At 69.6% G+C, this 20,935-nt stretch carries 20 protein-coding genes and 1 pseudogene; 15 read left to right on the top strand and 6 right to left on the bottom strand.

Going from position 1 to position 20,935, the window contains the following annotated elements; all coding sequences use genetic code 11:
* Genes bluB through B7D75_RS18745 form a run of 8 tightly spaced genes read left to right on the top strand, consistent with a single transcriptional unit; the run spans position 1 to position 6,932 of the window.
* Positions 1–657 carry a 5,6-dimethylbenzimidazole synthase gene (gene bluB, locus B7D75_RS18780; RefSeq protein ID WP_107114318.1) on the top strand — a complete coding sequence of 219 codons (657 nt, stop codon included), beginning with the start codon at positions 1–3 and terminating at the stop codon, positions 655–657.
* Positions 654–1,592, top strand: a complete 939-nt coding sequence (cbiB, locus tag B7D75_RS18775; protein WP_107114317.1) for an adenosylcobinamide-phosphate synthase CbiB — start codon at positions 654–656, stop codon at positions 1,590–1,592. Before bluB ends, cbiB begins: the two co-directional genes overlap by 4 nt.
* The gene (cobD, locus tag B7D75_RS18770; RefSeq protein WP_107114316.1) at positions 1,585–2,580 is read left to right on the top strand and encodes a threonine-phosphate decarboxylase CobD; all 996 of its coding nucleotides are present in this window, start codon (positions 1,585–1,587) and stop codon (positions 2,578–2,580) included. The genes cbiB and cobD overlap by 8 nt, the downstream gene beginning before the upstream one ends.
* On the top strand, positions 2,573–4,045 hold the full coding sequence (locus B7D75_RS18765) for a cobyric acid synthase (protein WP_107114315.1): 1,473 nt from the start codon (positions 2,573–2,575) through the stop codon (positions 4,043–4,045). Before cobD ends, B7D75_RS18765 begins: the two co-directional genes overlap by 8 nt.
* Positions 4,038–4,559, top strand: coding sequence for a bifunctional adenosylcobinamide kinase/adenosylcobinamide-phosphate guanylyltransferase (cobU, locus tag B7D75_RS18760; RefSeq protein WP_003082599.1), 522 nt, complete (start codon positions 4,038–4,040; stop codon positions 4,557–4,559). Before B7D75_RS18765 ends, cobU begins: the two co-directional genes overlap by 8 nt.
* Positions 4,556–5,611, top strand: a complete 1,056-nt coding sequence (gene cobT / locus B7D75_RS18755; protein ID WP_012076591.1) for a nicotinate-nucleotide--dimethylbenzimidazole phosphoribosyltransferase — start codon at positions 4,556–4,558, stop codon at positions 5,609–5,611. Before cobU ends, cobT begins: the two co-directional genes overlap by 4 nt.
* Positions 5,608–6,192, top strand: coding sequence for an alpha-ribazole phosphatase family protein (gene cobC / locus B7D75_RS18750; protein ID WP_053814253.1), 585 nt, complete (start codon positions 5,608–5,610; stop codon positions 6,190–6,192). Before cobT ends, cobC begins: the two co-directional genes overlap by 4 nt.
* A gap of 2 nt (positions 6,193–6,194) precedes the next feature.
* Positions 6,195–6,932, top strand: a complete 738-nt coding sequence (locus B7D75_RS18745; protein WP_107114314.1) for an adenosylcobinamide-GDP ribazoletransferase — start codon at positions 6,195–6,197, stop codon at positions 6,930–6,932.
* On the opposite strand, the gene B7D75_RS18740 is transcribed toward B7D75_RS18745, so the two are convergent.
* Positions 6,895–8,397: an MFS transporter gene (locus tag B7D75_RS18740; RefSeq protein ID WP_107114313.1), complete on the bottom strand. Its 1,503-nt coding sequence runs from the start codon at positions 8,395–8,397 to the stop codon at positions 6,895–6,897. The two genes, B7D75_RS18745 and B7D75_RS18740, sit on opposite strands and share 38 nt — an antisense overlap.
* A 118-nt stretch (positions 8,398–8,515) precedes the next feature.
* Between B7D75_RS18740 and B7D75_RS18735 the strand changes: the two genes are divergently transcribed.
* Positions 8,516–9,079 (top strand): TetR/AcrR family transcriptional regulator, encoded by a 564-nt coding sequence (locus B7D75_RS18735; RefSeq protein WP_107114312.1) that lies wholly within the window; start codon positions 8,516–8,518, stop codon positions 9,077–9,079.
* A 15-nt stretch (positions 9,080–9,094) separates the two neighbouring features.
* On the opposite strand, the gene B7D75_RS18730 is transcribed toward B7D75_RS18735, so the two are convergent.
* Positions 9,095–10,915, bottom strand: coding sequence for an acyl-CoA dehydrogenase C-terminal domain-containing protein (locus B7D75_RS18730; protein ID WP_012076586.1), 1,821 nt, complete (start codon positions 10,913–10,915; stop codon positions 9,095–9,097).
* Between the two features lie 131 nt (positions 10,916–11,046).
* On the opposite strand from B7D75_RS18730, the gene B7D75_RS18725 reads away from it, so the two are divergent.
* From B7D75_RS18725 to B7D75_RS18715, 3 genes and pseudogenes are all read left to right on the top strand, one after another.
* Entirely contained in the window at positions 11,047–11,496 is a 450-nt protein-coding gene (locus B7D75_RS18725) for a MarR family winged helix-turn-helix transcriptional regulator (RefSeq protein ID WP_107114311.1), read from the top strand.
* A gap of 73 nt (positions 11,497–11,569) precedes the next feature.
* Positions 11,570–12,769, top strand: coding sequence for an MFS transporter (locus B7D75_RS18720; protein WP_107114310.1), 1,200 nt, complete (start codon positions 11,570–11,572; stop codon positions 12,767–12,769).
* Positions 12,770–12,933: 164 nt separating this feature from the next.
* A pseudogene (locus B7D75_RS18715) lies at positions 12,934–13,487 on the top strand (glutathione peroxidase).
* 59 nt (positions 13,488–13,546) lie between these two features.
* Here the strand turns inward: B7D75_RS18715 and B7D75_RS18710 are convergent.
* From B7D75_RS18710 to B7D75_RS18695, 4 genes are all read right to left on the bottom strand, one after another.
* The gene (locus tag B7D75_RS18710) at positions 13,547–14,836 is read right to left on the bottom strand and encodes an outer membrane protein transport protein (protein ID WP_012076583.1); all 1,290 of its coding nucleotides are present in this window, start codon (positions 14,834–14,836) and stop codon (positions 13,547–13,549) included.
* Between the two features lie 206 nt (positions 14,837–15,042).
* Positions 15,043–15,522, bottom strand: coding sequence for a hypothetical protein (locus tag B7D75_RS18705; protein ID WP_003151189.1), 480 nt, complete (start codon positions 15,520–15,522; stop codon positions 15,043–15,045).
* A 463-nt stretch (positions 15,523–15,985) separates the two neighbouring features.
* A complete protein-coding gene (locus B7D75_RS18700) occupies positions 15,986–16,840 on the bottom strand; it encodes a sulfurtransferase (protein ID WP_107114309.1) in 855 nt (284 codons plus the stop codon).
* A 289-nt stretch (positions 16,841–17,129) separates the two neighbouring features.
* Positions 17,130–18,191, bottom strand: a complete 1,062-nt coding sequence (locus B7D75_RS18695; RefSeq protein ID WP_012076580.1) for an SMP-30/gluconolactonase/LRE family protein — start codon at positions 18,189–18,191, stop codon at positions 17,130–17,132.
* 140 nt (positions 18,192–18,331) lie between these two features.
* Here B7D75_RS18695 and rnd point away from each other — a divergent pair, with 140 nt between their 5' ends.
* The 3 genes from rnd (at position 18,332) to B7D75_RS18680 (ending at position 20,934) form a co-directional block, all read left to right on the top strand.
* Positions 18,332–19,456 (top strand): ribonuclease D, encoded by a 1,125-nt coding sequence (rnd, locus tag B7D75_RS18690; protein ID WP_079986073.1) that lies wholly within the window; start codon positions 18,332–18,334, stop codon positions 19,454–19,456.
* Entirely contained in the window at positions 19,453–19,746 is a 294-nt protein-coding gene (locus B7D75_RS18685; protein WP_003082651.1) for a YcgL domain-containing protein, read from the top strand. Before rnd ends, B7D75_RS18685 begins: the two co-directional genes overlap by 4 nt.
* 255 nt (positions 19,747–20,001) lie before the next feature.
* A complete protein-coding gene (locus B7D75_RS18680; RefSeq protein WP_034079977.1) occupies positions 20,002–20,934 on the top strand; it encodes a D-2-hydroxyacid dehydrogenase in 933 nt (310 codons plus the stop codon).
* The last annotated feature ends 1 nt before the right edge of the window (position 20,935 follow it).

Raw genomic sequence — 20,935 nt, 5'->3', positions numbered from 1 at the left:
ATGTCCGATTCTCCCCACGCTTTCAGCGCCGCCGAGCGTGCCGCCGTCTACCGGGCCATCGCCGAGCGCCGCGACATGCGTCACTTCAGCGGCGGCGCCGTGGCGCCGGAGCTGCTCGCGCGGCTGCTGGAGGCCGCGCACCAGGCGCCCAGCGTCGGCCTGATGCAGCCCTGGCGCTTCATCCGCATCAGCGACCCGGCACTGCGCCGGGCCATCCACGGGCTGGTCGAGGAGGAGCGCGGGCGCACCGCCGAGGCGCTGGGCGAGCGTTCCGATGAATTCATGCGGCTCAAGGTCGAAGGGGTGCTGGATTGTGCCGAGCTGCTGGTCGCCGCGCTGATGGATGACCGCGAGCGTCATGTGTTCGGCCGTCGGACCCTGCCGCAGATGGACCTGGCGTCGCTCGCCTGCGCGATCCAGAACCTCTGGCTGGCCAGTCGCGCCGAGGGCCTGGGGATGGGCTGGGTGTCGCTGTTCGATCCGGCCGCGCTGGGCGAACTGCTCGGCCTGCCGCCCGGCAGCGAAGCGGTGGCGCTGCTCTGCCTGGGCCCGGTGGCGGAGTTCTACCCGGCGCCGATGCTGGCGCTGGAGGGCTGGAGCGAACCGCGTCCGCTGGCCGAGCTGGTCTACCAGAACCGCTGGGGCGAGCGAGCATGAGCGCACTGCTGGGTATCCTCGGCGTGGCGCTGGATGCGCGCTTCGGCGAGCCGCAGGGCTGGCACCCGCTGGTCGCCTTCGGCCGCCTGGCCGATCGCCTGGAGCGCCGTTTCAACCGCTCGCGCCTGGCCGGCGAGGGCGACCCCGGGGTCGGCTGGCGCAGCCACGGGGTGAGCGCCTGGGTCCTCGCGGTGCTGCCACTGACCCTGCTGGCCTGGGCGCTCGCTGAAATTCCCTACCTCGGCTGGCTGGTCCAGGCCCTGGCGCTGTACGCCGCGCTCGGCCTGCGCAGCCTCGGCGAGCACGCCGAACCGGTGGCGCTGGCCTTGCGCGCCGGCGACCTGGACGAGGCGCGGCGACGTGTCGGCTACATGGTCAGCCGCGATACCCGCGAACTGGACCAGGCCGGGGTCGCCCGCGCGGCCACCGAATCGGTGCTGGAGAACGGCAGCGACGCGGTCTACGCCGCGCTGTTCTGGTTCGCCGTGGCCGGCGCGCCGGGGGTGGTGCTGTATCGCCTGAGCAATACCCTGGACGCCATGTGGGGCTATCGCAACGCGCGCTTCGAGCGCTTCGGCTGGGCCGCGGCGAAGATCGACGACATCCTCAACTACCTGCCGGCGCGCCTGGTGGCGCTGACCTACGCGCTGCTCGGCGGTACCCGCCAGGCCCTGCGCTGCTGGCGCGAGCAGGCGCCGCAATGGGACAGCCCCAACGCCGGCCCGGTGATGGCCGCCGGCGCCGGTGCGCTGGGCGTGTCCCTGGGCGGCGCGGCGATCTACCAAGGCGAGCTGCACCAGCGGCCGCTCCTCGGCAGCGGCCCGCAGCCGCAGGGCCGCGACATCTATCGGGCGCTGGCGCTGGTGCGCCAGGGCGTACTGCTCTGGCTGCTGGTGCTGGCCGGACTCTGGGCCATGGGGTGGCTGCATGCTTGAACACGGAGGGCGGTTGCGCGAGGCGGCGCGCCGCTACGACATTCCGCTGGCGGACTGGCTGGACCTGTCCACCGGTATCGCGCCCTGGCCGTTTCCGCTGCCGGCGATCCCCGAGCAGGCCTGGACCCGCCTGCCGGAGAGCGACGACGGCCTGGAAGCCGCCGCCTGCCTCTACTACGGCGCCGAACAGGTAGTGCCGCTGGCCGGCAGCCAGGCGGCGATCCAGGCCCTGCCACGGCTGCGGCGGGGCGGGCGGGTCGGCGTCCTGTCGCCGTGCTACGCCGAGCACGCCCACGCCTGGCGCCAGGCCGGACACCTGGTACGGGAGATCGGCGAGGCCGAGGTCGAGCCCTATCTCGACAGCCTCGACGTGCTGCTGGTGGTCAATCCGAACAACCCCACCGGGCGGGTCTTCGAGCCCGCCGAGCTGCTGGCCTGGCATGCCCGCCTGCAACGTCGCGGCGGCTGGCTGCTGGTCGACGAGGCGTTCATGGACTGCACCCCGCAGTCGAGCCTGGCGGCCTGCAGCAACCGGCCGGGACTGATCGTGCTGCGCTCGTTCGGCAAGTTCTTCGGCCTGGCCGGTGCGCGGCTCGGCTTCGCCCTCGGCGAACGGCCGCTGTTGCAGGCGCTGGCCGAGCAGCTCGGTCCGTGGACGGTCAATGGTCCGGTGCGCCATGTGGCCCAGAGCGCCTTGCGCGACCGCCAGCAGCAGCGCCAGCAGCGCGAGCGCCTGCTGGCCGCCAGCCAGCGCCTGGAGGAACTGCTGCGCCGCCATGGCTGGCCGCCGGCGGGCGGCAGCGCGTTGTTCCAGCGCCTGGTCGATCCACGTTGCGCGGCGTTGCACGACCACCTGGCGCGGCGCGGCATCCTCACCCGCCAGTTCGAGCAGCCGGCCAGCCTGCGCCTCGGCCTGCCCGCCGACGAGGCCGCCTGGGCCCGGCTCGATGCCGCGCTGCTCGGCTTCAAGGAGCCTGCTCATGAGTGATCGCGGACGGACCCTGATGGTCCAGGGCACCACCTCGGACGCCGGCAAGAGCACCCTGGTGACCGCGCTGTGCCGCTGGCTGGCCCGGCGCGGCGTCGCGGTGGCGCCGTTCAAGCCGCAGAACATGGCGCTGAACAGCGCGGTCACCGCCGACGGCGGCGAGATCGGCCGCGCCCAGGCGGTGCAGGCCCAGGCCTGCCGGCTGGCGCCGCACACCGACATGAACCCGGTGTTGCTCAAGCCGAACACCGACATCGGCGCACAGGTGATCATCCATGGCCGCGCGGTGACCAGCATGGACGCCGCCGCCTACCACGACTACAAGCGCGTGGCGATGGAAGCGGTGCTGGCCTCCCATGCGCGTCTCGCCGCCGCCTACCGGGTGGTGATGGTGGAGGGGGCCGGCTCGCCGGCGGAGATCAACCTGCGCGCCAACGACATCGCCAACATGGGCTTCGCCGAAGCGGTGGATTGCCCGGTGATCCTGGTCGCCGATATCGACCGCGGCGGGGTCTTCGCCCACCTGGTCGGCACCCTGGAACTGCTCTCCGACTCGGAGCGGGAGCGGGTCAGGGGCTTCGTCATCAATCGCTTCCGCGGCGACATCGCCCTGCTGCAACCCGGCCTCGACTGGCTGGAGGCGCGCACCGGCAAGCCGGTGCTCGGCGTGCTGCCCTATGTCAGCGACCTGCACCTGGAGGCGGAGGACGCCATCGATACGCGCCAGGCGGCCAAGACCGGGCCGCGCCTGAAGGTGGTGGTGCCGGTGCTGCCGAGGATCAGCAACCACACCGATTTCGATCCGCTGCGCCTGCACCCCCAGGTCGAGTTGAGCTTCGTCGGCCCCGGCCAGGCGCTGCCGCCGGCGGACCTGATCGTTTTGCCCGGCTCGAAGAGCGTGCGCGCCGACCTCGCGGCGCTGCGCGAGCGCGGCTGGGACGAGGCGATCCTCCGCCACCTGCGCTACGGCGGTCGCCTGCTGGGGATCTGCGGCGGCCTGCAGATGCTCGGCGAGCGCCTGCACGATCCGCTCGGCCTGGAAGGCGCGGCCGGCAGCAGCGCTGGCCTCGGCCTGCTGGCGCTGGAAACGACCCTGGAAGCGGACAAGCAACTGCGCAACGTACAGGGCCGCCTGAGCCTGGAGGACGCGCCGCTGTCGGGCTACGAGATCCATGCCGGGGTCACCCGTGGCGAGGCCCTGGCGCGGCCGGCGGTGGTGCTCGACGATGGCCGCGCGGATGGTGCCCGCAGCGTCGACGGGAACGTCATGGGCACCTACCTGCACGGCCTGTTCGAATCCACCGCGGCCTGTTCGGCGCTGCTGCGCTGGGCCGGCATGCGCGAGGTCCGGGCGGTGGACTACCAGGCCTTGCGCGAACGCGACATCGAGCGGCTCGCCGACCTGGTCGAGCGCCACCTGGATACCGGGCGATTGCTCGCCCTCTGTGGAGAACCCCATGCGTGACCTGATCCTTGGCGGCGCCCGTTCCGGCAAGAGCCGCCTGGCCGAGCGCCTGGCCGCCGAGAGCGGGCTGGCGGTGAGCTACATCGCCACCGCCCAGGCCGGCGACGGCGAAATGGGCCGGCGCATCGCCGAGCACCGCGCGCGCCGCCCGGCCCACTGGCGAACCCTGGAAGAACCCCTGGCACTGGCGGCGACGCTGCGCAGCGAGGCCGAGGCCGGACGCTGCCTGCTGGTCGACTGCCTGACCCTGTGGCTGACCAACCTGCTGCTCTGCGACGATCCCCAGCGTCTCGACGGCGAGCGCGAGGCGCTGCTGGAATGTCTCGGCGAGCTGCCGGGACGGATCATCCTGGTCAGCAACGAAACCGGGCTCGGCGTGGTGCCGCTGGGCGAACTCAGCCGGCGCTACGTCGACGAGGCCGGCTGGCTGCACCAGGCCATCGCCGAACGCTGCGAGCGGGTGACCTTCACCGTCGCCGGCCTGCCCATGCCGTTGAAAGGAGAACCGCTATGAGTCTGCAATGGTGGCGCGACGCCTGCCGCGAGGCGGACCCGCAGATGCGCCGGCGCGCGGCCGAGCGCCAGGACCGGTTGACCAAGCCGCGCGGCTCGCTGGGTCGCCTGGAGCAGGTGGCGATCGACCTGGCGGCGTTGCAGGGGCGCGAGCGACCGAGCCTGGAGAGGCTCTGGGTGACGGTCTTCGCCGGCGACCACGGGGTGGTCGCCGAAGGCATCTCGGCCTATCCGCAGGCGGTCACCGGCGAGATGCTGCGCAACTTCGTCCGCGGCGGCGCGGCGATCAGCGTGCTGGCACGCGAACTCGGCGCCGGCCTGGAGGTGGTCGACCTGGGCACCGCCGTCCCCCTGGAACCCTTGCCCGGCGTGCGCCACCTGCGCCTGGCGGCGGGCACCGCGAACTTCGTCGAGGCCCCGGCGATGGGCGCCGAACAGTGCCTGCTGGCGCTCGAGGCCGGGCGCGAAAGCGTGCGCCGCGCCGAGCAGGCCGGCAGCCAGCTGTTCATCGGCGGCGAGATGGGCATCGGCAACACCACCGCGGCGGCGGCCATGGCCTGCGCGCTGCTGGATGCGCCGGCGAGCGCGCTGGTCGGGCCGGGAACCGGGCTGGACGCCAGCGGCGTGGCGCACAAGGCCGCGGTCATCGAGCGCGCCCTGGCCCTGCACGGCGCCCACCGCGACGATCCCTTCGAAGTCCTCCGTCGTCTCGGCGGCCTGGAGATCGCTGCGCTGGCCGGCGCCTACCTGGCCTGCGCGCAGAAGGGCGTGGTCGCCCTGGTCGACGGCTACATCTGCAGCGTCGCGGCGCTCTGCGCGGTGCGCCTGAACCCGGCCTGCCGCGACTGGCTGCTGTTCGCCCACAGCGGTGCCGAGCCGGGCCATCGCCATGTGCTCGAAGCCCTGGCGGCGCAACCGCTGCTCGACCTCGGCCTGCGCCTGGGCGAGGGCAGCGGTGCGGCGCTGGCGCTGCCGCTGCTGCGCCAGGCCTGCGCGCTGCACGCGGGGATGGCGACCTTCGCCGAAGCGGCGGTCTCGGACCGCCCGGCATGAGCCTGCGCCTGGACCTCCTGCGGCATGGCGAAACCGAGTCCGGCGGTGGTTTCCGCGGCAGCCTCGACGATGCCCTGACCGCGCGCGGCTGGGCGCAGATGCGCGCGGCGGTGGGCGGCGGACGCTGGGACCTGCTGGTCAGCTCGCCGCTGCAACGTTGCCGCGCCTTCGCCGAGGACCTGGCGGCGCGGCAAGGCATCGGGCTGGAGCTGGATGACGATCTGCGCGAACTGCATTTCGGCGATTGGGAGGGGCGCTCGGCGGCCAGCCTGATGGACGGCCACAGCGAGGCGCTCGGCCGCTTCTGGGCCGATCCCTACGCCTTCACCCCGCCGGGCGGCGAGCCGCTGTCCGGGTTCGAGGCGCGGGTGCTGGCCGCCCAGCGACGCCTGCGCCAGCGTCACGCCGGCCGCCGCGTGCTGCTGGTGACCCATGGCGGCGTCATGCGCCTGTTGCTCGCTCGCGCCCGTGGCCTGCCGCGCGAGCGCCTGCTACAGGTGGAGGTCGCTCATGGCGCGCTGTTCGGCCTGCGCGCCGGAGAGGGCGACGATCGCTGGCACGAGTGCCGGGAAGGGGAATAGTCATGCGCGAAGCCTTGCGGTCACTGCTGGTCGCCTTGCAGTTCCTCACCCGCCTGCCGGTGCGCCTGTCGGCGATGCCGACGCCGGAGCAGTTCGGCCGCGCGGTGCTCTGCTATCCGCTGGTCGGCGTGCTGATCGGCGTCGTGCTGTATGGCGCGGCGCGGTCGCTCGACGGTGCGCCGCCGCTGTTGCAGGCGGCCTTGCTGCTGAGCCTGTGGGTGGCGCTGAGCGGCGCGCTGCACCTGGACGGCCTGGCCGACATGGCGGACGCCTGGGTCGGCGGGCTGGGCGACCGCGAGCGGACCCTGGCGATCATGAAGGACCCGCGCAGCGGGCCGGTGGCGGTGGTGGCGCTGGTGCTGGTCCTGCTGCTGAAGTTCGGCGCCCTGGCGGCGCTGCTCGGCGCGGGGCGACCCGGCCTGCTGTTGCTGGCTCCGTGGCTGGCGCGCAGCAGCCTGCCGCTGCTGTTCCTGACCACCCCCTACGCGCGTCCCGGCGGGCTCGGCCAGGCCATCGCCGAGCACCTGCCGGCGCGCAGCCTGCCGTGGGTGCTCGGCGTGAGTTTCGGCCTGGCCCTGGCGTTCGGCCTGGCCGGTCTGCTGGCGCTGCTGGTGACGCTGATGCTCTTCGCCTGGCTGCGCAGCCGTTTCCTCGCGCGCCTCGGCGGCACCACCGGGGACACCGCCGGCGCGCTGGTCGAACTTACCGAGTGCGCGGTGCTGGTGGCGTTGGCGCTGTAGCGCGCGCCTGGCGGAGGACTGCCACGGCGCCGAGGAAGAGCAGCAAGGCGGCGGTCAGCAGCACCGCGACGAACGCCTGGTCGAAGGCCTGGCGGGCCAGGCCGGTCAGCCGCATGGCGGCGTCCGGCGCGAGGCCCTCGGCGACCATCAGGGCGTCGTCGAGGCTGTCGCGGACCCGTGTCGGCAGGTCGGGCGAGGGCAGCGCCAGGGATATCCCGTAGACGAAACTCATCAGGCTGCCGAGCAGGGTCACGCCGATCACCCCGCCCAATTCGTAGGACACGTCCTCGATGGCGGCCGCCATTCCGGAACTGTGTTCGTCTACGTTGAGCATCACCGCGGTGGAGGCGGCGGTCATTGCGCCGCCGAAGCCGACGCCGAGCAACACCAGGCTGGCCAGTTGCGCGCCGGTGGCGGCCTGGTAGGACAAGGCCAGGCCGAGCAATCCGGCGCTGCCGAGCAGCAGGGAGGTGCACATCACCCGGTTCTCGCCCCAGCGCGGCACCAGCCAGCCGGCCAGCGGCCCGACCACCAGCGAGGCCAGCGGGATCGGCAGGACGAACAGGCCGGCCTGCAGCGGCGTCAGGCCTTGCACCAGTTGCAGGTGCTGGCTGAACACCAGCTCCATGCCCACCAGCGCCATGGTCGCCACCAGGGCCACCGCGACGCCGCGGGCGAAGCGCCGGTTGCGGAACAGCGCGAAGTCGATCATCGGTTCGCGGGCACGGCGTTGCCGACGCACGAACAGGTACAGGCATGCCGCTCCGCCGAGGGCGGCGCCGGCGGCCAGCCAGAAGTCGGGGGCGCGGGTGCCGAGCGTCTTGATCGCGTAGACCAGCCCGACCAGGCCTAGCATCACCTGCAGCGAGCCGAGCGGGTCCCAGGGCTTGCGCGACTGGCCGCCGCAGGCGGGAATGGTCGGCACGGCCAGCAGCAGCGCGATGACCACCACCGGGACGTTGACGAGGAACACCGAGCCCCACCAGAAGAACTCCAGCAGTACTCCGCCGACCACCGGCCCCAGCGCCGCGCCGGCGGAGGCGACGGAGGCCCAGATACCGATGGCCAGGGCGCGTTCGCGTTCGTCCTGGAAGACATGGCGGACGATCGACAGGGTCGCCGGCATCATCAGTGCCGCGCCCACCGCCAACCCGGCGCGGGCGCCGATCAGCGCGCCGGCGTCGGGGGCGAAGGCGGCGCACAGCGAGGCCAGGCCGAACAGCGGCAGGCCGGCGAGGAACAGCCGCTTGTGACCGAGGCGGTCGCTGAGTACCCCGGCGCCGGGCAGCAGGCCGGCGACCACCAGCGGGTAGGCGTTGACGATCCAGAGCTTCTCCGCCGCCGTCGCGCCGAGGTCGTGGGTCAGGCGCGGCAGGGCCGTGTAGAGCACGGTCATGTCGATGATGATGAGGAACAGGGCGCTGGAGACGATGGCCAGGACCAGCCAGCGGTTCTGCCGGAACATGGGATAACCTCTGTGGCGAACGGTTCTTCGCTCGCCGTGGATACCGGGAATTGCCTGCCACGGGCGGGCGTGTGAAAATATAAATACATACGTATGGATTTAAACTCAAGAGGTAGCCATGGGACGCCGACGAACGATCGACCGTGACCAGTTGCTGGATGCCGCCGAGGCGGTGATCGCCCGCGAAGGTGCGGCCGGCCTGACCATCGATGCGGTGGCGAAGGAAATGGGCATCACCAAGGGCGGTGTGCAGTATTGCTTCGGTACCAAGGATGCGCTGATCGACGCGATCTTCGAGCGCTGGGGCAAGGCCTACGACAGCCTGTTCGAGGCGGTGGCGGGGAGCCAGCCGACGCCACTGACGCGGGTTCGCGCACATGCCGAGGCGACCCAGCGTTCGGACGAGCTGTCCAGCAGCAAGGCGGCGGCGCTGATGGCGGCGCTGATCCAGACGCCCGAGCACCTGGAGGGCAGCAACGCGTGGTACCGCAGTCGCCTGGAGGGGCTGGACCTGGCCAGTGCCGAGGGACGCCGCGCGCGCCTGGCGTTCCTGGCGGCGGAAGGTGCCTTCATGCTGCGTTACTTCCGCCTGATGGACATCGCCCAGGACGAATGGGACTCGATGCTCGACGATGTCCAGGCGTTGCTGCTCGGGGCTACGACAACGCCCGGGGATGGCTGAGATCGGCGGGGCGCGTCAGTCGAAGGCGAAATGCTCGCTCTTCAGGTCCATGATCGAGCCGACCGGTTTCGCCATCGCCGCCGCGTGGCCTTTGGCGCGCGGCAGCAGACGCGCGAAGTAGAAGTCGCTGGTGGCGATCTTGGCCTTGTAGAAGTCCGCCGATTCGCTGCCGCCCAGGCGCAGTCGGCGGCGCGCCGCGGCTTCCTGCAGGGCCCAGGAATAGGCCAGGGTGGCGTAGCCGGAGAACATCAGGTAGTCGTGGCTGGCGGTGCCCACCAGGTCGCGCTGCTTGCGCGCGGTCAGGGCGATGCGCAGGGTCAGCAGGTTCCACTGGGCGCAGAGCTTGAGCAGCACCAGGGCGCGGCCGCGCATCCGCGGTTCGTTCTTCAGCAGGTCGATGGCGAACTGCGCCACGACCCTGGTGAAGTCGCGCACGGCCTTGCCCTGGGTCATCAGTAGGACCTTGCGTCCGAGCAGGTCGAGGGCCTGGATGCCGGTGGTGCCTTCGTAGAGGGTGGCGATCCGCGCGTCGCGGACGATCTGCTCCATGCCATGTTCGCGGATATAGCCATGGCCGCCGAACACCTGCATGCCGAGGTTGGCGCTCTCCAGGCCGAGTTCGGTCAGGCAGCCCTTGAGGATCGGCGTGAGGAAGCCGAGCTTGTCGTCCCAGCGGGCGTATTCGGCGTCGTCGCTGGTGAGGATGCCCTGGATCATCCGGTCGGCGTACTGGGTCGCCAGGTAGACCAGGGCGCGGCCGCCCTCGGCGATGGCCTTCTGGGTCAGCAGCATGCGCCGCACGTCGCCGTGGTGCATGAGGCTGTCGGCGACCTGCCCGGGTTCCTTGGTCCCGGAGAGCGCGCGCATCGAGCGGCGCTCGCGGGCGTAGGCGAGGGCGCCCTGGTAGGCCAGCTCGGCGGTGGCCACGCCCTGGATGGCGGTGCCGATGCGGGCGCTGTTCATGAAGGTGAACATGCATTCCAGGCCCTTGTTCGGCGGACCGATGAGGAAGCCGGTGGCGTCGTCGAAGTTCATCACGCAGGTGGCCGAGGCCTTGATCCCCATCTTCTTCTCCAGCGCGCCGCAACTCACGCCGTTGCGCGGGCCGAGGGAGCCACCTGCGCCGGGGAGGAACTTGGGCACGATGAACAGGGAGATGCCGCGGGTGCCCTTCGGCGCGTCCGGCAGGCGGGCGAGGACGATGTGCACGATGTTCTCGGTCAGGTCGTGTTCGCCGGAAGAGATGAAGATCTTCGTCCCGCTGATCGCGTAGCTACCGTCGGGGTTGGCCTCGGCGCGGGTCTTCACCTGGCCGAGATCGGTGCCGCACTGCGGCTCGGTGAGGCACATGGTGCCGCCCCAGCGACCTTCGGTGAGCGGCGTCAGGTAGGTCTGCTTCTGCTCCTCGGTGCCATGTTGCATCAGGGTGTTCATCGCGCCGAGGGAGAGGCCGGGATACATGGAGAACGGCCAGTTGGCGGTGCCCATCATCTCCTGCTTGAGCGCGCCGAGGCTCATCGGCAGGCCCTGGCCGCCGTATTCCACCGGGTGCGAGAGACCCTGCCAGCCGCCGGCGACATAGGCCTCGTAGGCTTCCTTGTAGCCCCTGGGCGTGCGTACCTCGCCGTTCTCCAGGTGGCAGCCTTCCTCGTCGCCGCTGTGGTAGAGCGGCGCGATGACTTCCTCGCAGAGCTTCGCGCACTCGCCGAGGATCGCGTCGACCATGTCCGGCGTGGCCTCGGCGCCGTTGACCAGGTCGCGGTAGTGGGCGGGGAAATCGAAGACCTCGTTGAGCAGGAAGCGCGTGTCGCGCAGCGGGGCTTTGTAAACGGGCATGGCTACCTCGGCGATGGATGGAAGGGCGGCGGGTGGTCCCGCTTGCCGCTGACAGCGCGAGTTATAGGCCAGCGCCCGGCGTCCGGCCTTGGCAGGGGCAACAGGCGGCGCTGGCAGTTCGGACAATCCGCTTGACCGCCGGAAGGTGCGGGTATATACACGCATCCATGCTACCGACCCAATGCCTCTGTACCAAACTGCGTCGCGCCGCCCGCAGCGTTTCCCGCTTCTACGACGAGGCGCTGGCCGATACCGGCCTCAAGGTGGCGCAGTTTTCCCTGCTACGGCACCTGCAGCGCCTGGACCGGCCGAGCATTTCCGAACTCGCCGAAGCCATGGGGCTCGACCGCAGCACCCTCGGCCGCAACCTGCGGGTGCTGGAAAACGAAGGCCTGTTGCGTCTGGCCGGCGGCGAGGACCAGCGTAACCGCCTGGTCGAGCTGACGCCTGCCGGGCTGGATGCCCTGGAGCGCGGAACGCCGGCCTGGGAAGACGCGCAGCGGCGTCTCGCCGGGCGCCTTGGCGAGGAGCGCAGCGGCGCCTTGGCGGCGTTGCTGGTGGAACTGGAGCGACTGGACTGACAACCGACGAAGCCTCTCGCCGAGGCGCTTCGTTCACGACAAAGCGGGTATATACCCGTAGATGGAGCGACCCATGCCGCGTGCCGCCTTCTGGATCCTGCTGTCCGGAGCCCTGATTCTCGCCCTGTCCCTCGGCGTTCGACATGGCTTCGGCCTGTTCCTCGCGCCGATGAGCGCCGACTTCGGCTGGGGCCGCGAGGTGTTCGCCTTCGCCATCGCCTTGCAGAACCTGGTCTGGGGCCTGGCCCAGCCCTTCACCGGGGCGCTCGCCGATCGCCATGGCGCCGCGCGGGCGGTGCTGGTCGGCGGGCTGCTCTATGCCGTCGGCCTGTTCCTGATGGGGCTGTCGGAATCGGCCAGCGGGCTGTCGCTGAGCGCCGGCCTGCTGGTCGGCCTGGGCCTTTCCGGCACCTCCTTCTCGGTGATCCTCGGCGCCGTCGGCCGCGCAGTGCCGGCGGAGCAGCGCAGCATGGCGATGGGCATCTCCAGCGCCGCCGGTTCCTTCGGCCAGTTCGCCATGCTGCCCGGCACCCTCGGCCTGATCGGCTGGCTCGGCTGGTCCTCGGCCCTGCTCGCCCTGGGCCTGCTGGTGGCGCTGATCGTGCCGCTGGCCGGGCTGATGAAGGATCGTCCGTTGCCGCCCGAGGGGCACGAGCAGCGCCTCGGCGAAGCGCTGCGCGAGGCCTGTTCGCACTCCGGGTTCTGGCTGCTGGCGCTGGGCTTTTTCGTCTGTGGCTTCCAGGTGGTGTTCATCGGCGTGCACCTGCCGGCCTACCTGGTCGACCAGCACCTGCCGGCGCAGGTCGGCACCACGGTGCTGGCGCTGGTCGGGCTGTTCAACGTGTTCGGCACCTACTTCGCCGGCTGGCTCGGCGGGCGCTGGTCGAAGCCGCGCCTGCTGACCGCGCTGTACCTGGTGCGCGGGGCGGTGATCGGGCTGTTCCTCTGGCTGCCGCTGAGCGTCTACAGCGCCTATGCCTTCGGCGTGGCCATGGGGCTGCTGTGGTTGTCCACGGTGCCCCTGACCAACGGCACCGTGGCGACCCTGTTCGGCGTGCGCAACCTGTCGATGCTCGGCGGCATCGTGTTCCTCTTCCACCAGCTCGGCGCCTTCCTCGGCGGCTGGCTGGGCGGGGTGGTCTACGACCGCACCGGCAGCTACGACCTGGTCTGGCAACTGTCGATCCTGCTCAGCCTGCTCGCCGCGCTGCTCAACTGGCCGGTGCGCGAGCGCCCGGTGGCGCGCCTGCAGGCGGCCGGAGGCGCGACATGAAGCTGGCCTGGCTGCTCGCCGCCGGAGCGCTGCTGGGACTGGCCTGGTGGGGCTGGCAGCGTGGCGGAATGGCGCTGCTGGAGCTGGGCATGGGCGCATGCTGATAGGTGGCGATAGGCGCGGGGAAGGGTAAGCTGGGACATCCGTCGCCAAGGAGCCATTCCATGAAACCTCGCGTGCTGTTGTCCGTCCTGGCGCTCGCCGGGCTGCCGCTGAGCGGCTGGGCCGCCGATTGCCCGGAACTGCTGCAGGGCCAGCTGACCAAGCTGCGTTCCAAGGAAAGCATCGATCTCTGCCAGCGTTACGCCGGCAAGCCGCTGGTGGTGGTCAACACCGCCAGCCACTGCGGTTTCACCCCGCAGTTCAAGGGGCTGGAAGCGCTCTATCAGCGCTACAAGGGGCAGGGCCTGGAAGTGCTCGGGTACCTTCCGACGACTTCAAGCAGGAAGCCGCGGATACCGCCGAGACCGCGAAGATCTGCTACGGCAACTACGGCGTGACCTTCGCCATGACCCAGCCGCAGCACGTGCGCGGTGACGAGGCGATTCCGCTGTTCCGCCAGTTGGCCGAGCAGAGCGGCCAGGCGCCGCGCTGGAACTTCTACAAGTACGTGGTGGATCGCCAGGGCAGGGTGGTCGCGCAGTTCTCCAGCAAGACCACCCCGGACGACCCGCAGCTCCAGGCCGCCATCGAGAAGGCCATCGCCAGCCAGCCCTGAGGGTCGGGCAGGCATGAAAAAGCCGGGCAAGGGCCCGGCTTCTTCGTTAGCGCGTGCGATCAGAAGCGATAGGTGACCTGGGCGGTCAGGCCATGCGCGCTGTTGTCGTACTTGGCACTGTAGGCCGGCTGGATGTCGATCGGGCCGATCGACTTGGCCGACTGGTTGACGCTGGCGGTGCTTTCCCACAGGTAGGCGTAGGCCACGTCGACGGTCAGGTCCTGGTTCGGCGACCAGCCCGCTCCCAGGGTGAAGACCTTGCGGTCGCCCACCGGGATGCGCACGTTGCGGTCTTCGTTGGTGGTCGGCGACGGCTCGTAGGCGAAGCCGGTACGCAGCACCCATTCCGGGGTGGCCTGGTAGGAAGTGCCCACCGAGAACGACCAGGTATCGCGCCACTTCAGGTCTTCGCTGAGGGTCTGGAAGTTTTGCCCGATCGGGCCGGCCGGCAGGCCGGAATTGCGTACGTCGAGGGTTTCCAGGCGGCTCCAGCGAGTCCACACGGCACCGACGTAGCCGGTCCACTTGTCGTCGAACTTGTGGGTGATGGAGGTATCCACCGATTCCGGCAGGGTGATGTCCAGCTTGGCGTCGTACTTGCCGTTCAGGCCGAGGAACGCCGGGGAGTTCTTCACCTCGGTATTGCCGCCCAGGTGGTACTTGACCTTGGAGTGGTAGGTCAGGCCCCAGGTGGTGTCGTCGGTCAGGTCGACCATCACGCCGACGTTGTAGCCGATCGCGGTGTCGTCGCCCTTGATGCTGATCTTGGTATCGCCGTTGCCGCCGTTCAGGGCGTTGGTGGCCAGGGTGTTCTTCAACTGGCCGTCGATGCGGTTGAAGGTCGGACCGAAGCCGACGGAAACCTTGTCGTTGATCTTCCAGGCGATGGTCGGCTGCACGGTGATCACCTGCACCTTGCTGTAGGAGCCGTGGGAGCTGCCCATGAAGCCGTTTTCGTAGTCGTTGATGATGCCGTAGGGCACGTAGATGCCCAGGCCGAAGGTGAAATCTTCGTTGATCGGCGTGGAGAAGTAGCCGAACGGTACGGCGGCCAGGGGCACGGAGTCACCCTTGTTGCTGCCCTGGGCGGTGCTGTGGGCCTGGCTGATGTCGTCCTTGGCCTTGACGATCGCCAGACCGCCGCTGACTTCGGTGCGTTTCAGCTTGGACAGGCCGGCCGGGTTGCCGTAGATGGTGCTGGCATCCAGGGCGGACGAGGCGCGGCCGGCGTAGGCGGTACCGGCGCCGCTGGCGCTCTGTTCGTTGATGGCGATGCCGTTGGCGAGGGTGTAGGTCGAGACAGCGCTAATGGTCAGTGCGAGAGAGGTTTTAAACCATATTGTTTTCATTGTTGGAGCAACTCCTGTGTATAACGGCGCGCAAACTACCAAGATTCCCAGACCGGCGCCAGTCTTCCGAAGTTCCGCAGGGTGCGGAACAGAGCGGTCGGCACCGGTGCCAGTGAAGCGAAGGTAGCGCAACCGTTCGTGTCTGTATGTAAAAAATTTTCTGACCGGTTGGTCTGTTTCGGACGTGGGGTTTCCCCATCAGACGCTCAGGCGACCCGGCTGAGGCTGCCGATGCAGCGTTGCCAGGCGTCGACGAAGTCATGCAGGCGCCCGTGCGGCTGGAACACCTGGCGCCAGACGCGGGCCTGGGCGAGGTGGTCGTGCGGGGCGGGAAGCGGCAGTTGCGCGGACTCCACCAGCAGCCAGGCGATGGCCGTGCTGTAGCGCAGGTTGACCGTCAGTTCCAGGTGCGGCGCGGCGAGGAAGGCGTGCTGGCTGGCCAGGCCACGGACCCGGCTGGCACGTTCCGGGTCATGCGCCAGATAGTGGTCCCAGAGCTGCCGGTGGCGTTCCTCGGCGATCCGGTAGAGGCCATGGCCGCGACGGTCGTCGAGGGCGCTGCCCAGCGCCGACTGGCAGGCCGCCGCCCCCAGCAGCAGCGCTTCGGCGGCGGGGCTGTGGCAGGACAGGTAGTCCAGGGTCGGGCGTATGACGTGCTGGCACAGATCGTTGGCGGAAATACCCATGACGGCCTCGCGCAAAGTGGATCGGCGGGGCCGGGCAGTTTGGCAGCTTCTATATCCGATGACCCCGCCGATAGCGGACTTAGCCGCCTGACTTGAAGTGTAGTGAAACAAGTCAGCTGTAAAGGACTGTTTTTAAATTGTTTCCAGCTTTAGCCAGGCCCTGATATGCCTGTGGGCAATTAAACCGCCCGGTCCTTGTCGCGCTTGTGCAGGCCGCGAAGACATCAGGCGCTGCGCAGGCTGCGCCTCGTTGCCGGTCTGTCCGCGCCGTCCCACGTCTCCTGGGTGGGGCCACGGCGGAAAACCCGCCGGGTCTACGCCGCGGCGCGACTCGAGTTGCACCGCAAGAAGCGGGAGGAGGGGCGCCGCTTCGGCCTGTCCCGCGGCGAAGCGCCGCGGAAGGCGCTGCGGGTTCTGCGGAACGGTGCCCGGCGTGGCGTCAGCCGCATCCGGGCAAATGACCTCAGTCGCCGGTGGCGACCGGGCGCCGCGGGTCGGTGATCCATTCGCTCCACGAGCCGGCGTACAGGCGCGGCAATGGGAAGCCGGCGAGGCTCAGGGCGAATAGGTTGTGGCAGGCGGTGACGCCGGAGCCGCAGTAGGCGACCAGGTTTTCCGCCGAGCGGCCGCGCAGCAGCGCGGAAAAGCGCTGGTGCAGTTGCTCCGGCGGGAGGAAGCGGCCGTCGCTGCCGAGATTGTCGGTGAAGGCGGCGCATTGCGCGCCGGGAATGTGCCCGGCGACCGGATCGATGGGCTCCACCTCGCCACGGAAGCGCGGTTGCGCGCGGGCGTCGAGCAGCGCCAGTTCGGCGCGGCCGAGCCGCGCCTGCAGGGTGGCGGCGTCGATCAGCAGCGAATCGTCCGGCCGTCCCTGGAAGTCGCCGGGATGGACGCTGCTTTCGCCGTTGGTCAGGGGCAGCCCCGCGGCCTTCCAGGCCGCCAGGCCGCCGTCGAGCAGGTAGACCCCGGCGCGCTTGCCCAGCCAGTGCAGCAGCCACCAGGCGCGCGCGGCGAAGGCGCCGGGGCCGTCGTCGTAGAGCACCACCTGGCTGTCCTCGCGCAGGCCCCAGGCCTGCAGTTTGAGCGCCAGTCCGGTGGCGTCCGGCAACGGATGGCGGCCGGTCACGCCCTTGTGCACCGGGCCGGAAAGGTCCCGTTCGAGATCGACGAAATGAGCGCCGGGAATATGGTTTTCCTGATAGGCGCGAGCGCCGTAGGCAGGATCCTCGAGGGCGAAGCGGCAATCGAGGAGCAGCAGGTCGGGTTCGTTGAGACGGGCGGCCAGTTGTTGCGCGGTCAGCAGTTGGGCGGACGACATCTCGGACTCCTTGGGTCGGAAAGCAATGCCAATGGCAGAGGTAGGGATCATGCCTCGCGAGCCTCGGCCCGTCACCCGGGCCGGTGGCGGGACGGAGGGCGGAAAGCGCTGAGGGCAGGCGAGGAAGATTCTTACGCGGTCATCAGCCTCGCCCGGCAGCGTGGCCTTTGTCTACCCGGGCAGAATCGGGACGTTCCGAGATGTTGCTCCATGATCCTTCCAGCTCGGGATGTTTGTCCGATTGGCTTGGCCCGGCGTTCGCGCCGGGCTTTTTTTGTCGCGACGCCGCTCAGGGAATCGCCAGGCGGCCGATCCGGTCGTTTTCCAGGCTGCCGAAATACAGGTAGTCACCCACCGGCTTGGCCGAGGTGATCATGCGCAGGTGGTGGCCACTGGTGTCGTGCAGGCTGCGCACGATCCTGCCCTGTTCGTCGATGGCGATGACCAGGCCGTAGGCGGTCGGCTTGGGCAGGAACATGCGCGGCAGCTTGGCCAGTTGCGCCTTCAGCCAGGGGTGGCGGTGGAGGAAGTCGGCGTCGGCCTTGCGCGGGGTCGGCAGGGCCACCCAGAAGGTGCCCTTGCGGTCGCCCTGGAGGTTGTCCGGCAGGCCCGGCAGGTTGTCGATGAACACGTCGTGCTGGCCGGCCTTCTCGCCTTTGAGCCAGTAGCGGGTGATGCGGTAGCGGTAGGTCTCGTTGACCAGCACGAAGTCCTCGTTGGCCGACAGCGCCACGCCGTTGGCGAAGTAGAGGTCCTCGAGCAGCACCTCGGTCTTGCCGGTGGCCGGGTCGTAGCGCAGCAGGCGACCGTGCGGTCGGGCCTCGAGCAGGTCGAGGATGTAGTCGGGCTGGTGGAACCTGCTGGAGGCGTCGCTGAAGTAGATGCGGCCGTCGCTGGCGATGTCGAGGTCGTCGGTGAAGGCGAACGGGACACCGTCGGCCTCGGTGGCGAGGGTCTCGACCTTGCCCTGCGGATCGATGCGCAGCAGGCCTTTCCAGGCGTCGGCGAGGATCAGGTTGCCGGCGGCGTCGAAGTCCATGCCCAGCGGACGGCCGCCGGTGTCGACGAAGGTCTCGACCTTGCCGCTGCCGTCCAGGCGCACCACGCGACCGTCGGCGAGGCCGGCATAGACCCGCCCCTGGCTGTCCACCGCGGTATCCTCGGGGCCATCCACCTGGCCCTGGCCGAGCAGCTCGGCCTTCATCAGGGTGTCGTTGGGCTCGAGGACCCCGGTCATCGGCGGGGCGGCCGGTGCGTCCCAGGCGAGCGGGTCGATCGGGCTGGCTTTCAGCGCCAGGTACAACGCCGCGCCGGCCAGCAGGAGGACGATGATTCCGCTGAGCTTCTTCATGCAGTTCCCTTGTTCGGATTGTCGGACAAAGCGCGGAGTATGGACATTCGCCGCGTTCATCGGCAAGCGCGGTGCCGAGCGGAATGCTCGCCGGGCGCCGGGCTCTATATAATGCGCCGCACTTGACCAAGGAGATGTTCGTGACCGCGCCCGAAATCCAGTGGATCCGCGATGATGCCAGCCTGGCGCAGCAATGCCGGGAATGGCGCACACAGCCGTACCTCGCGCTCGATACCGAGTTCATGCGCGTCGATACCTTCTATCCCGCGGCCGGTCTGGTGCAGGTGGGCGATGGCCGGCGGGAGTGGCTGATCGACCCGTTGCTGGTCCGGGACTGGGGCCCCTTCGCCGAACTGCTCGAGGATCCGCGGGTGGTGAAGGTGCTGCACGCCTGCAGCGAAGACCTCGAGGTGTTCCTGCGCCTGACCGGCAGCCTGCCGGTGCCGTTGTTCGATACCCAGCTGGCTGCCGCCTACCTCGGCATGGCTCACTCGATGGGCTACTCGAAGCTGGTGAAGGAGGTGCTGGATATCGACCTGCCCAAGGACGAGACCCGTTCCGACTGGTTGCAACGGCCGCTCACCGAGATGCAGATGCGCTACGCCGCCGACGACGTCCAGCACCTCGCCCAGGTCTACCTGGCCCTGGACGCGCGGCTGAGCGAGGAGAAGCGCGCCTGGCTGCTGGAGGATGGCGCCGAACTGGTTGCCAACCTGTGTCGCGAGAGCGATCCGCGCGAGGCCTATCGCGAGGTCAAGCTGGGTTGGCGCCTGCGCCCGCAGCAGCTGGCGGTGCTCCGCGAACTGTGCGCCTGGCGCGAGGAGCAGGCGCGCCTGCGCAACCGGCCGCGCAACCATGTGCTGCGCGAGCGTACCCTGTGGCCGCTGGCGCGCCTGCTGCCGAAGAACAAGACTGACCTGGCGGCGATCGAGGACATGCATCCGCGCACGGTGCGCCAGGACGGCGACTTCCTCATCGAGCTGATCGCCGAGGCCGCCCGCTTGCCGCAGAGCGAGTGGCCGGAGGCGCTGCCCGAGCCGCTGCCGCCGGAAGTCACGCCGTTGCTGAAGAACCTGCGCGCCATCGGCCAGCGCGAGGCGGAGCGACTGGGCATGGCGCCTGAACTGATGCTGCGCAAGAAGATCCTCGAGGCACTGCTCAAGAGCGGTTATCCCCACGGTCCCTACGAACTGCCCGATTCCCTGCGCGGCTGGCGCCGCGAACGCATGGGCCAGGCCCTGCTGAATGCCCTGGAGAGCGCATGAAACGCATCTGTTCCGTCTACAAGAGTCCGCGCAAGAACGAGATGTACCTCTACGTCGACAAGCGCGAGGCGCTGAGCCGGGTGCCCGAGGCACTGCTGGTGCCATTCGGCGCGCCGCAGCACGTCTTCGACCTGCTCCTCACGCCCGAACGCCAACTGGCCCGCGAAGATGTCGCCAAGGTCCTGGAAAACATCGAGAAGCAGGGTTTCCACCTGCAGATGCCGCCGGGCGAAGAGGAATACATCGAGCATCTCCCCGAGGAATTGCTGCGCATGAACGACCCGCTCTGAGGCGAGTCGCACCCCGCTGGCGCCGGGTTCCCGGCGCCACGTTCACGACGTGAACCCCGCTCTGTGCAAGGCTGGTCCGTCGGTGCATGATGTCCGCAAGATGTCGCACGATAGCGGAACCCCTGGCAACCACCGTGGTCTACCAGCGCCAATCCTGCTGCTCTCGAGGGGTTTCCCTCCAGGAGCCGTGATGCATGAAAGAACAATATTCACCGGCCTGATCGCCAGCCCTTGCCCGGCTTGGCAGTGTGACCCATGCGCTTGCTGATTCTCGAACGTGACCATGCTCTCTATGCCGCGCTGTTGATGGCGGCCGATCCCAGCCTGAAGGTGGTGGCGGGCGATGACCCCCTGGCGCTCGTCGATGCCGCCAGCGAGTGCTCCGTCTGGCTCGGCCAGCCGGACCTGGTGGCGCAGATGCTGCGCCAGGGCGTGCATCCGGTATGGGTCCAGTCGACCTGGGCGGGCATCACGCCGCTGCTGGCCGCCGACCTGCCGAAGGACTACAGCCTGACGCGGGCGGTGGGCATCTTCGGCCAGGTCATGAGCGAATACCTGCTGACCTACATGCTCGCCCACGAGCGCCAGTTCCTTGGCCGCCTGGCCAGCCAGGTCGGTACGCAGTGGGACAGCCGCACGCCCGGCGGGCTGCGTGGCCGCCAGGTGGTGATCGTCGGCACCGGCGAGATCGGCCAGGCGGTGGCGCACACCCTGTCGGGCTTCGGCATGGACCTCAGCGGCGTGGCGAAGAATCCGCGCTCGCTGGTGCCGTTCAACCGCATGGGCTCGCTGGATGACCTCGGGCGCCTAGCGGAGACCGCCGACTACCTGATCAACCTGCTGCCCGACACCCCCGATACCCACGACATCTACGACCGCGCGCTGTTCGCCCGGCTCAAGCCCTCGGCATTGTTCATCAACGCCGGACGCGGCGTGGCGGTGGTGGACGCCGACCTGGTGGCGGCGCTGGAGAACAACCAGCTGGCCGGCGCGGTGATCGATGTCTGCCGCGAAGAGCCGCTGCCGGCCAACCACCTGTTCTGGCATACCCCGCGCCTGCTGCTGACCGGGCATACCGCCGCGCCGACGCTGCCCGGGGTGATGGTCGAGCTGTTCCGTGACAACCTCACGCGCTTCTGGGCCGGTACCGCGATGCGCGGCGAGGTGGATTTCGCCCGCGGCTACTGAG

The sequence above is a fragment of the Pseudomonas paraeruginosa genome, assembly GCF_003025345.2.
GTDB lineage: Bacteria > Pseudomonadota > Gammaproteobacteria > Pseudomonadales > Pseudomonadaceae > Pseudomonas > Pseudomonas paraeruginosa.
The sequence above is the reverse complement of the archived record's forward strand: the minus strand, read 5'-3'. Positions and strand labels throughout refer to the sequence as shown.